Below are 12,459 nucleotides of genomic sequence, written 5' to 3' on the forward strand. Positions count from 1 at the left end.
GACCTACTCCTCCCACTCGTCGGTGCCGGTGCCGTCCGATGCGTCCCGGGGCTGGCGGGGCGAGCCCGCACGGCGCCGGCCCTCGGTCCGGTCCTCGCCCTCGTCCGCCTTGGGGCGGCGCCTGCGACCCGGTTCCTGCCTGCTGCGGCTCCCGGCCCGCCGGGTGCCCCGGCTGGAACGGCGCCTGCCGCCCACCACGGGGATGGACCCGGTCGTGGTCGGTTCCGGAGTGCTCTGCCGGTCCTGCGGACCGCTCTCGGGTCCGTCCTCGGAGCCACCAGTGCCGTCGGACCCCCCGGGAACCTCTCCCCGGCCGGGGTCCGCGGCTCCCCTGTTCACCCGGCTCCGGCGCCTGGGCCCCGACGCCCCCGCCGGCGGCCCCCGGCGGGGGCGTCGCGGCGACGGCATCGGGGTGGCCTCGATGAGCCTTCGCTCCTCCTCCGTGCGCACGCCCGGGGCGGCGAGTACCGCAACGATCAGGAGCAGGGTGCCCTGGGTGGCCATCCAGGCGGTGTGCACCAGGTCCGTGTGCCAGACGCGCAGTTCACCGCCGTGTACCGGCAGGGCCCAGGCCTGGGTTCCGTTCTCGGTGCTCACCGGGGACAGTTCGGTTCCGTCGAGGGTGGCGCGCCAACCGCCGTCCGCCGGAGCGGCCAGGGCCAGGCGGCGACCGGTGCGCCCCTCGGCCGCCTCGGCGGTGAGCTCGTCCGAGGAGCCCGCGACCTGGAGCGCCTCGGTCTCCAGTCCGTCCTCGGCGACCACCCGGAGGGCCCCGGTGGGTTCGGCGATCCGCCAGAGCCCGTAGTGGTCGGACAGGGACTGCCTGGTCAGCCCCGGGGTGCCGTCGAGGGTGTCGACCATGGTGGCGTCGGCTGGGCCGCCGAGCTCCGGGCGCGGGTAGAGCACGTACTGGACGCCGTGGTCGAGCAGGGTGCGGAGCTGTTCGCCGCCCTGGCCCGCGGCGAGCTCGGCGACGGCCCGGTCCAGGGCGGCCCGGGTCCCTGGACCGGGCAGGACCCGCTCCTCCCCCAGCCGCGGTTCACGGCCGCGGACCACGACGTAGTCGACGCCACCGTCCTCGACCGGGGTGACGATGAGCGCCCGGGGCTCGGTGCCGTCGGAGCTGACGCTCTCCAGCGCCCCGGGGACCGAGCGGGGGGCGTTCGCGGTGATCGGCCCGTCGGCGCCCTCCCACATCCACAGGACCGCTGCGGAGACGGGGGTGGCCAGCGCCAGGGCGGCCACGCCCAGCGCGAAGTACCTTCGCAGGCCACCGCCCACCCGTCGCCCTCCGCCACCCTCAACGGACGCCTGCGGCGCAGCCTTTCCCCTGATCATGTCCCCGAAGGCTCGGGCCGCCGTCGCCGCCGTCAGCAGCACGGCGGTCGCGGCGAAGGCCAGAGCGACGCCGGGCCAGACCTGGGCGGGAGGACCGCCGAAGTGGGGTTCGATGACGATCCGGCTGGTCAGAACGGCGATGAGCATCCCGAAGAGGGCCAGGCACCAGCCCGCCGCGACCAGCATCCGGTTGCGGAGCAGAAGCAGGGAGCACAGGGAGGCCGCGATGAACCCCGCGGTCACCCAGTACGGGGGCGTGCCGGGGCCGCCCGGTGAGAGCATGAGCAACTCGACGGGGGTCGCCCCGGGGTCGGACAGCTCGGGCCGGTGCAGCCCGGCCTCCAGCAGCCACAGGCTCGGGTGCAGCAGCAGCTCCAGCGACCAGGGCATCAGCAGGATCACCGGCGCGGCCAGGCTGATCGCGACGCTGACATAGATCCGGCGCCCCAGGTGGCCGAAGGCGACCGCGACCAGGACCCCGGTGACCAGGCACAGGAGCCAGACAAGGGGGACGAAGGCGGTGGTGGCGGTGAGTGTCAGGCCCAGCCCCCAGGCGGCCCGCCTGGAGGGTTTGGGCGGCATCGAGACCATGCGGACCAGCAGCAGGCCGAGGACGGGCAGCAGGGCGTGGACGAGGGCGGTGCCCAGCCGCCCCTGCGCCACCGCGCCGGTGGCCATGGGGAGCAGGGCGTAGGCCCCGGCCATCCACAGGCGGGCCGGGCGGAAGCGCAGCACCTCCCTGGCGAGCAGGTAGGCGGTGAGCCCGGCCAGCGGGACGCAGCCCAGCAGGATGACCATCACCGCGAGCCACGGCTGGCCCAGGGCCAGGGTGGACAGCAGCGCGAGGAACCCGACGTAGGGCGGGGCCGGGCCCCCTGCCCCCGCCCCGCTGTCGGGCCGGCTGGACAGGTACAGGTTCCACAGGTCCATGGCGTTGCCGGTGACCGGCGGCAGGGCGCCGCCGGCGAGCATGTCGCCGAACAGCAGTCGGCGTTCGGCGATGATCGTGACGACGGTCAGGCCGATGACGAGCAGGACCCCGGGTTGGAGGACCACCCGCCGGAAGAACGACGTCGAGTCGTCGGCGAGGCCGTCGTCGTCCTCTCCGGGCGGCACGGTGACCGCCTGGTGGCGTCCGGCGGTGTCGCCGACCCTTTCACCGGTCAGGACGCCGGTGACCGCGTCGGCGAACTGCCGCACGGCCACGCCCCTGGCGAGGAACGGCCGGATGGCGCTGTAGGTGCGGCGGCGGTCGCGGCGGCGCCGGAACCGGGCCCGGGCCAGGCGGAACGGCCGACCGTAGACCAGGGTGATGGCGGCGGCCTCGTCCAGGGCGTTGGCCGGCTGTTTGATGAGCAGGTACATCATCACGCGGAGCAGTGAGCCCACGGAGTTGCGCAGCAGCGCGAACACCATGCCGCCGAAGGGGAGGTTGGCCAGCAGCACGAACACCGCGTGCCTGCGGTCCACCCGGCGGGGGTGGTTACGGGTGGCGGTGATCCTCCTGCGGCGGCGGGCCGAGGCTTCGGCGTGGTAGGCGACGGCCTCGGTGACGAGGCGAACCCTCAGGCCGGCTCCGCCCACCCGCCAGCAGAAGTCGATGTCGTCCCGGAAGAGGGGCAGCGCCGGGTCGAACCCGCCGAGGCGCTCCCACACGTCGCGGCGCACCAGCATGCCCGCGCTGGAGACGGCCAGGACCTGCCTGGTGCCGTCGTGCTGTCCGTGGTCGAACTCCCGCTGCTCCAGCCCGGTCTCCCTGCGGCCGGCGCCGTCGATGGTGACACCGGCCTCCACCAGGAGGCGGCGGTCGAACCAGTCACGGAGCTTGGGGCCCAGGACGGCGGTGCGCGGATCCCGGTCAGCGGCGGTGAGGAGCTGTTCGAGGGTGTCCTTCTCCGGGGTGAGGTCGTCGTGGATGAGCCAGATCCACTCCGTGGCGTCCTCGTCGAAGCCGTGCACCTCGGTGTCGGCCCGCGGCAGTTCGAGGGCGGCCCTGACCGCGTCGCCGTAGCCGGTCGAGGCGGGGAGGCCGATGACGGCGTCGGAGGGGAGGTGGTCCGCGAGGACGTCGGTGCTGTCGTCGGAGCTCGCGGTGTCGGCGGCCACGACCCGTTGCACGGATCTGGTCTGGGCGCGGAGCGCGGACAGCGTTTCCGGCAGCCATCGCGCACCGTCGTGGGACACGATGACCGCGGTGACGACGTGGCGGGCGGAATCCAGGTCAAGCACGGCTGTAGTGGGTTCTCTCCGGGAGAAGGGGCGGGCCCGCGTACGGGCCCGGGTTCTGCTGGCCGGGGCGGCCGGTGGGCGTTGGGGTGCGCCGGGCGCGACTCGCGGGCGCGGGACATCACGATACGCCACCCCGCACCATTGGGGACCTATTAGGCCGGGGGCTGCCCGGGGCGACCATATCGGAGCATTCAGCGCCCAGAAGGCATGAGTCACCAATCATGCCCAAAGGCACGAAAAGTACTCAAGTACACCGAACATGAAAAAAGCGCGCCCGGGCTCGTGGCCCGGGCGCGCTGTGACGCGCACTCCTACAGCATGTCCGCCAGGAAATCGAAATCTCCCCCGGCGGCCTTCTTCAGCCTTCGGCGCTCACGCTCGGAGAGTCCCCCCCAGATGCCGAAGCGCTCGTCGTGCTCCAGCGCGTATTCCAGGCACTCCGCACGGACCTCGCACGACTGGCAGACCTTCTTGGCCTCCCGGGTCGAGCCGCCCTTCTCGGGGAAGAACGCCTCCGGGTCCGTCTGCGCGCACAGGGCACGTTCCTGCCAGCCCAGATCTTCGTCCGAGCCGTGCGCCAGCGGGATGACCTCGCTCATGCGCACCTCCTGTAGCCCCCCAATAGATGTCCCCGACCCTTTTCATCCCCCGGGTCGGGTGGAAATCCCACATTGGAATTACACGCGTGCGCCTCACTGTGAGTCAAGCGCCCTACGTGGTAATCCACTGAATATCATGTAACGAACCGTGAACGGCAGGCCCGCGATGTCCGTTCTGTGGATTACCACGCAATTCACGTACCTTCCCAAGGTGCGGAGAGCGCGGTGGCCCGAGCCGGTTCAGCGCTGGCCGTCGCTGCCGTACCAGTTCTGCTGGTTGTCGGTACCGCCCTGTCCCTGCTGGTCAGAGCCGTAGCCGGAGCCGGAGCCGTACTGGCTTCCGTACGTCCCACCACTCTGGTCGGACGACTCACCACCAGTGTTCTCACCGGAGTTAAAGAATGGTTCAACTCCGGGCTCGGCGGGTGCGTCCTGCCCCTGCTGGGCCTGGTTCTGGTACCAACCGTGCTGGATGGCGTCCTGGGCCTGCTGGTCGGCCCCGGCCTGCGGCGCGTACTGGGACGGGTCGTAGGCCTGGCCGTACTCGTTGACCTGCTGCGCGGCAGCGTCCTGGCCGTACTGCGGCTGCACCTGGCCGTAGGCGTCCTGTCCGTAGGCCTGCTGGGCGCCGGTCCCGTAGGCGGCCTGCTGAGCGCCGGTGCCGTAGGCCTGCGCCTGCTGGGCCGGGTCGTAGCCGTAGGCCTGCTGGGCGCCGGTGCCGTAGGCCTGCGCCTGCTGGGCCGGGTCGTAGCCGTAGGCCTGCTGCGCGCCGGTCCCGTAGGCCTGCTGCGCCGCCGCGTCCTGACCGTAGGCCTGCTGGGCGCCGGTGCCGTAGGCGGCCTGCTGGGCCGGGTCGTAGCCGTAGGCCTGCTGCGCGGCAGCGTCCTGGCCGTACTGCGGCTGCACCTGACCGTAGGCGTCCTGGCCGTAGGCGGCCTGCTGCTGGGCAGCCGCGTCCTGGCCGTAGGCGGCCTGCTGCTGGGCGTCGTAACCGTAGGCCTGCTGCGCGGGGTCAGCCACCGGGTAGCCGGGCTGGGCGAACGACTGCTGGGCACCGGTCGCGGGCGGGAACGGCTGCTGGTTGTACATCTGCTGCTGCGGCTGCGCCCGCGGGACCACGGTGGGGTCGTTGAAGATCTTGATCAGGTAGAACCCGAAGAAACCGAGCACCGCGCCCTGGGCAGCGGTGGAGAGGAAGCCGGCGAAGGCCAGACCGCCGTCGTTCACGTCCACGAAACCGCTGATCGCGCTGATGAGGCAGAACAGCAACCCGATACCGACCATGATCATCGAGGTCAGGACCACGGGGAAGGCCGAGGCCCTGGCCCGCTCGCTGGTGAGCACCAGGGCGACCGCGCCGATGATCAGGAGCGTGGTGGTGATTCCGTAGAAACTGCCGCCGCTACTGGTCATCGCCAGGGGAAAGCTCGAGTACTGGTCGTTCGACCGGATGATCATCGAGATGAGTCCGGCGAGCATCTGGACGCCCACGGCGCCCAGCAGGACCCAGGCCCCGGGCAGGCGCAGGCGTTCTAGTGTTTCGTTGTTCAAGAGAGGTTCCCCTCTGCTGCTTCGCCGTCGCGTCGGAGGAAGCTTGGCATATCGTCGGGCTGTCGGGTGAATCGACCCAAGCGCGCCCGGGAAGGAACAACGGGGACACCGAACGCAGGGCCGATGAGATGGGATGGCGACCGCCGCCCGAAGGTTCACGCACCGTCGGTACCGAATCGGTCACACCGGATCGTATCCACTGCGGGGCAGACGACCCATACACGCCCCCAGCCTGCCAGACTTGGGCGCATGCGGATAGTCGTACCGGCCGGCGGTATCGGCGGCGCACGTTTCCTCCGCGGCCTCAGGGCCGCCCTCGGAACGGACGCGGCCACCGAATCGAACCAGGCCACAGAGAACCAGATCACCGTCATCGGCAACACCGGTGACGACATCACCCTCTTCGGTCTCCGGATCTGCCCCGACCTGGACACCGTGATGTACACCCTCGGCGGCGGGATCAACGAGGAGCAGGGCTGGGGAAGGACCGACGAGAGCTTCACCGTCAAGGAGGAGCTCGCCGCCTACGGGATGAAACCCACCTGGTTCGGGTTGGGTGACCGGGACACCGCCACCCATATCGTCCGAGCCCAGATGATCGCCGCCGGCTACCCCCTCTCCGCGATCACCACCGCGCTGTGCGACCGCTGGCAGCCCGGTGTGCGGCTGATGCCGATGACCGACGACCAGGTCGAGACGCACGTGGTCGTCAACGACGGGGACGGCCGCCGGGCCATCCACTTCCAGGAGTGGTGGATCAGACACCGCGCCGCGCTGCCCGCAGAGGAGATCATCAGCCTGGGCGCGGAGAAGGCCAAGCCCGCTCCCGGTGTGATCCGCGCCATCCGCAACGCCGACGCCGTCATCATCCCGCCGTCCAACCCGGTGGTGAGCGTGGGCTCCATCCTCAACATCGAGGGCATCCGGGAAGCCATGGCCGCCAAGACGGTGGTGGGCGTCTCACCGATCATCGGGGACGCCCCCGTACGCGGGATGGCGGACGCCTGTCTGGACGCGATCGGTGTGCGGACCAGCGCCGGCGCGGTCGCCGAGCACCTCGGCTCGGACCTGCTGGACGGCTGGCTGGTCGACGAGGCCGACGCCGGCACCGAGGTGGACGGGATCGAGGTGCGCTCGCGTCCGCTGTACATGAGCGGCCCCGAGGCCACCGAGGCACTCGCCCGGGCCGCCGTGGACCTGGCCGCGGAGCTGTCCGAGCGCCGGGCCGGCCAGCGGTGAGCGCCGGGGTACGGGTACGCGGACTCACCGGGATGCCCGAGGTGGGTCCGGGTGACGACATCGCCGCGCTGATCGCCGACGCCGTGGCCGCCTCCGGTGAGCCGCTGCTCGACGGCGACGTCCTGGTCGTCACCTCCAAGATCGTCAGCAAGGCCGAGGGCCGCTCCGTGCGCGGGGACCGCGACGAGGCCGTCGACGCCGAGACCGAGCGCGTGGTCGCGCGGATGGGCCGGACCCGGATCGTGCAGACCCGCCAGGGCCTGGTCATGGCCGCGGCGGGGGTGGACGCCTCCAACGTCGAGCACGGCACCGTGCTCCTGCTGCCCGAGGACTCCGACGCCTCGGCCCGCGGTCTGCGCGCGGGTCTGCGGGCACGCCTGGGCGTGCGCGTGGGGGTGATCGTCTCGGACACGTTCGGCCGCCCGTGGCGGGTGGGCCAGACCGACGTGGCCATCGGTGCGGCCGGGTTGCGCGCCGTGCAGGACCTGCGCGGCACCGTCGACACCCACGGCAACCTGATGGAGGCGACGGTCAACGCGGTCGCCGACGAGATCGCGGGCGCCGGGGAGCTGGTCAAGGGCAAGACCTCGGGTGTTCCGGTCGCGGTGGTCTCGGGTCTGGGCGACCTGGTCACCGAGGAGGACGGCCCCGGCGCCGCCGAGCTGGTGCGCCCGGCCGACGCCGACATGTTCCGGTACGGATCGCGGGACGTGGTCCCGGCCCGCCGGACCGTGCGTTCCTTCACCGACCGGCCGGTCGACCCGGCCCTGGTGCGCCGGGCGGTGGCCACCGCCGTGACCGCGCCCGCCCCGCACCACACCACGCCCTGGCGGTTCGTGCTGGTGGAGTCGGCGGACACGCGTAAGCGGCTGCTCGACTCGATGCTCCAGGCCTGGGTGGCCGACCTGCGCGGCGACGGCTTCACCGAGGAGCAGATCGCCAGGCGGACCAGGCGCGGCGACGTCCTGCGCGGCGCGCCCTACCTGGTGGTCCCGTTCCTGGTCGCCGACGGCGCGCACCCCTACCCGGACGAGCGCCGGGCCGGGGCCGAGCAGTCGATGTTCCTGGTGGCCATGGGCGCCGGGGTGCAGAGCCTGTTGGTGGGCCTGGCCATGGAGGGCCTGGGTTCGGCGTGGATCTCCTCCACGATGTTCTGCGCGGACGTGGTGCGCGAGGTGCTGGACGTGCCCGGGGACTGGCGTCCGATGGGCGCGGTGGCCGTGGGTTACCCGGCCGAGGCGCCCAGGGACCGGCCGCCTCGCGACCCGGACGACTTCGTCGAGGTCCGCTGACCGGGAGCGTGTACTGACGGCGGGCGTGCGCTGACGGGAACCGCGCCGACCGCCCGGTCCCGCGCGGCGCCTCCCTGTCTGGTGCCCCTGTGACTGTGCCCCCGTCTCCGGTGTACCGGGGCGGGGGCACAGTCACAGGGGCGGAGACCGCGAACGCCCGTGCGGGGGCGTTGCGGGCTCCGAACGGAGCGGACCCGGGCGTAGAGCGGGCTCGTGCGGGCTCGGTGGATCCCGTGTGTGCGGAATGCGGGGTCACGGGTGGTACCGGGTGCCCAAGAAAACTGCAAACTTTCCTTACCGTTTCCGTTGACGCCCCGCCCCAGCAACTTTAAAGTTTCCTAACAATTAGCCCGGCTCACGACCCGGCTCCCAGCGAGCCGCCTCTTCGTCTTCCGCACGACGAAAGGAACACCCCCGCATGTCCACCCCCCGCAAGACCCGGCTGACCCTCCTCGGGGGCCTCGCCGCGGCCGCGACCGCCCTCGTCGCCGCCTGCGGTCAGGCCACGCTCACGGAGATCGAGACCGTGTCCGACACCGCCGAGGTCCAGCAGACGGACCAGTGGCTCACCGGTTACTGGCACAACTTCGACAACGGCTCCACGGTGATGCCGCTCTCCGAGATCCCCAGCGAGTACAACCTGGTGGCGGTGGCCTTCGCCGACAACCACCCCGAACTCGACGGCGGCATCACCTTCAACCTGGCCAGCAGCGAACTGAACGGCTACACCGAGGAGCAGTTCCGCGAGGACATCGCGGGCATCCAGGCCGAGGGCCGCAAGGTGATCATCTCCGTCGGCGGCGAACTCGGGCACGTCGACGTCACCAACCCCACCCAGGCCCGGAACTTCGCGGACACCACCCGCGAACTCATGCAGGACTACGGGTTCGACGGCGTGGACATCGACCTGGAGCACGGCATCAACGCCGAGCACATGTCCAACGCCCTGCGCGACCTCAGCGACCAGGTCGGGGACGACCTGATCATCACGATGGCCCCGCAGACCATCGACTTCCAGAGCACCAGCGCCGGCTACTACCAGCTGGCCGGGAACATCTCCGACATCCTCACCATCGTGAACATGCAGTACTACAACTCCGGCTCCATGCTGGGGTGTGACAACGGCGTCTACCACCAGGGCACCAGCGACTTCGTCGCCGCCCAGGCCTGCATCCAGCTGGAGATGGGCCTGGACCCGAGCCAGGTCGGTCTGGGCCTGCCCGCAGTCCCCTCCGCGGCGGGCGGCGGGCACATGCCCACCAGCGACATCGTCGCCGCCCTGGACTGCCTGGAAGCCGGCACCAACTGCGGCTCCTTCTCCCCCGACACCCCGTACGGCCCCATCGGCGGCGTGATGACCTGGTCGATCAACTGGGACGCCACCAACGGCTACGCCTTCGCCGACACCATCTCCGCCCGACTGGGCAGCGGCCCCGGCGACCCCGGCCCGGACCCCACGCCCACCCCCACGCCGACCGACGAGCCGACCGACCCCGACTGCGACGCCCCCGCCTGGAGCTCCGGCAGCGTGTACACGCAGGGCGACTCGGTCTCCCATGACGGTTCGGTCTACACCGCCCGCTGGTGGACCCGGGGCGAGGAGCCCGGCACCACCGGTGAATGGGGCGTCTGGGACCGCGTCGGCACCTGCTGACCTCCTCCCCCCGATGAGCGGTCCGGGGCCACTCCCTCCCCGGACCGCTCCCCTCTCCTGTCACCCGACCACCTTCCCGTCCGTCCTGTCTGCCTTCTCCTCCCCCGAAGGAACCCCCGATGACAGCCACACCCTCCCCCCGCTGGGCGCGCGCTCTGAGCGCCGCCGCCGCGGGCCTGGGCGTCACAGCGAGCCTGCTGTTCGCCACACCTCCCGCCGCCGCCGTCCCCGCACCGGCCCCGAGCGCGCCCGCTCCGGCCCCGTCGGCTCCGAGCGCGCCGGCCCCGGCCTCCGCCGGGGAGGACTGCCGCCCCGACGGGCTCCACCAGACCCCCGGCCTGGACGTCCCCTACTGCGACGTCTACGACGCCGAGGGGCGCGAGCTCCTGCCCAACGGCCTCGACCGCAGGGTGATCGGCTACTTCACCAGCTGGCGCAACGGCGCCAACGGGCAGCCCGCCTACCTGGCCGACGACATCCCCTGGGACAAGATCTCCCACATCAACTACGCGTTCGGACACGTCGACGAGAACGACCGCCTGTCCGTCGGCCCCGACACCCCCGACAACCCCGCCACCGGGATGACCTGGGACCAGCCCGGTCTGGAGCCTGACCCCGAGTTCGGCTACGACGGCCACTTCAACCTGCTGAACAAGTTCAAGAAGGACAACCCGGGGGTGAAGACCCTGGTCGCCGTCGGCGGCTGGGCCGAGACCGGCGGGTTCTTCGGCCCCGAAGGCGAGCGGGTGGACAGCGGCGGCTTCTACTCGACGACCACCACCGAGACCGGGGTCAACCACGCCGGGATCGAGACCTTCGCCGACTCCGCCGTGGAGTTCGTGCGCGAGTACGGGTTCGACGGCCTCGACATCGACTACGAGTACGCGACCTCGATGCAGGGCGCGGGCAGCCCGGACGACTACTGGATCTCCGACGCCCGGCGCGACCTGCTCTGGGAGGGCTACGAGGAGCTGATGCGCGTACTGCGCGAGAAGCTCGACGAGGCCGCCGCCGAGGACGGCACCTACTACCAGCTGACCGTCGCTGCACCCTCCTCCGGCTGGCTGCTGCGCGGCCAGGAGGTGCACCAGATCGTCCAGTACCTGGACTTCGTCAACATGATGTCCTACGACCTGCACGGAACCTGGAACCACTTCGTGGGGCACAACGCCGCGCTCTACGACAGCGGCCAGGACCCCGAGCTGAGCGACGTCTACGGAGCCTTCGACGGCATCGGCTACCTGAACGCGGACTGGGCGCACCACTACTTCCGGGGCGCCATGCAGGCGGGCCGGATCAACCTGGGCGTGCCCTTCTACACCCGTGGCTGGCAGGACGTGCAGGGCGGAGAGAACGGCCTGTGGGGCACCGCGGCCCTGCCCGACCAGAACCAGTGCCAACCGGGCACCGGCATCAACGTCCCCTGCGGACACGGCGCCGAGGGCGTCGACAACCTGTGGTTCGACAGCGACCCGGTGACCGGCGACGCGATCGGTGCGGGCGTGAACCCGATCTGGCACGTGCTCAACCTGGAGAACGGGGTCGTCGGGGACTACGCGGCGGACTACGGCGTCACTGACGGGCTAGAAGGCACCTACACACGCCACTGGGACGACGTGACCAAGAACGAGTGGTGGTGGAACGCGGACACCCGGACGTTCCTGTCGGGCGACGCCGACCAGGCCATCGGCGCCAAGGCCGACTACGTGGCCGACACCGGCCTGGGCGGCGTGATGATCTGGGAGATGGCGGGCGACTACGCCTACGACGCCGACTCCGAGCAGTACCTCATGGGTGACACGCTCGTCACCTCGCTGCACCAGACGCTGAGCAACGCGGGCCCCTACGGCGCGGTCAAGGCGGAGACCGCCGCGCCCGCTGAGGTCCTCGACGTCGACGTGGACTTCCACGGGTTCTCCCTCGGAGACAACAACTACCCGATCACCCCGGACGTGACCGTCACGAACAACTCGGCGGGAGAGATCCCCGGCGGCTCGACGATCACGTTCGACTACGGCACCTCCGCCCCGGCCAACATGAGCGACCAGTCCGGCATGGGGCTGACCCACGTGCAGACGGGGCACAGCCGCGGGGACAACATCGGCGGCCTGGACGGCGACTTCCATCGGGTGGAGCTGACCGTGCCCGGCTGGCAGAGCATCCCGGCCGGGGGTTCGCTGGACTTCACCCTCAGCTACCAGCTCCCGATCTCACAGCCCTCGAACTTCCGCGTCACGGTCGGCTCCAACGAGTACGCGATCACCTACGACCACCCGAGGGAGGGCACACTGGTCGACGCACCCGCGGGCGGTGACGACGGCGGCGGAGAACCGCCTGCCGACTGCACCGCACCGGCGTGGACCGCCGGGACCTACACCCAGGGCGACACCGTGACGCACAACGGCACGGCGTACAGGGCCCGGTGGTGGACTCAGGGCGAGCCCGGCACCACCGGTGAGTGGGGCGCGTGGGAGGTACTCGGCACCTGCTGACCCGCACCGCGGGGCCCCACCCCCGCGACTGGCGGCCCCTCACCCCGGGCCCATCCCCGAGGGGC

At 71.3% G+C, this 12,459-nt stretch carries 7 protein-coding genes; 4 read left to right on the forward strand and 3 right to left on the reverse strand.

The genetic code is table 11. The features are described from left to right. Positions 1–3: 3 nt before the first annotated feature. The 3 genes from IE195_RS05975 to IE195_RS05985 all read right to left on the reverse strand — a co-directional run bounded on the left by IE195_RS05975 (position 4) and on the right by IE195_RS05985 (position 5,717). Positions 4–3,567, reverse strand: coding sequence for a glycosyltransferase (locus IE195_RS05975; protein ID WP_191268371.1), 3,564 nt, complete (start codon positions 3,565–3,567; stop codon positions 4–6). 311 nt (positions 3,568–3,878) lie between these two features. Beyond that, positions 3,879–4,166: a WhiB family transcriptional regulator gene (locus IE195_RS05980; RefSeq protein ID WP_014908913.1), complete on the reverse strand. Its 288-nt coding sequence runs from the start codon at positions 4,164–4,166 to the stop codon at positions 3,879–3,881. Positions 4,167–4,406: 240 nt separating this feature from the next. Further along, a complete protein-coding gene (locus IE195_RS05985; protein WP_191268372.1) occupies positions 4,407–5,717 on the reverse strand; it encodes a hypothetical protein in 1,311 nt (436 codons plus the stop codon). Positions 5,718–5,966: 249 nt separating this feature from the next. On the opposite strand from IE195_RS05985, the gene cofD reads away from it, so the two are divergent. From cofD to IE195_RS06005, 4 genes are all read left to right on the forward strand, one after another. After that, on the forward strand, positions 5,967–6,956 hold the full coding sequence (gene cofD / locus IE195_RS05990) for a 2-phospho-L-lactate transferase (protein WP_191268373.1): 990 nt from the start codon (positions 5,967–5,969) through the stop codon (positions 6,954–6,956). After that, the gene (locus tag IE195_RS05995; RefSeq protein WP_191268374.1) at positions 6,953–8,248 is read left to right on the forward strand and encodes a coenzyme F420-0:L-glutamate ligase; all 1,296 of its coding nucleotides are present in this window, start codon (positions 6,953–6,955) and stop codon (positions 8,246–8,248) included. Before cofD ends, IE195_RS05995 begins: the two co-directional genes overlap by 4 nt. 418 nt (positions 8,249–8,666) lie before the next feature. Further along, positions 8,667–9,902, forward strand: a complete 1,236-nt coding sequence (locus IE195_RS06000) for a glycosyl hydrolase family 18 protein (protein ID WP_191268375.1) — start codon at positions 8,667–8,669, stop codon at positions 9,900–9,902. A gap of 119 nt (positions 9,903–10,021) precedes the next feature. Then, positions 10,022–12,394, forward strand: coding sequence for a chitinase C-terminal domain-containing protein (locus IE195_RS06005; protein WP_191268376.1), 2,373 nt, complete (start codon positions 10,022–10,024; stop codon positions 12,392–12,394). Positions 12,395–12,459: the final 65 nt, after the last annotated feature.

Source organism: Nocardiopsis terrae (genome assembly GCF_014651695.1).
Taxonomy (GTDB): Bacteria; Actinomycetota; Actinomycetes; order Streptosporangiales; family Streptosporangiaceae; genus Nocardiopsis; species Nocardiopsis terrae.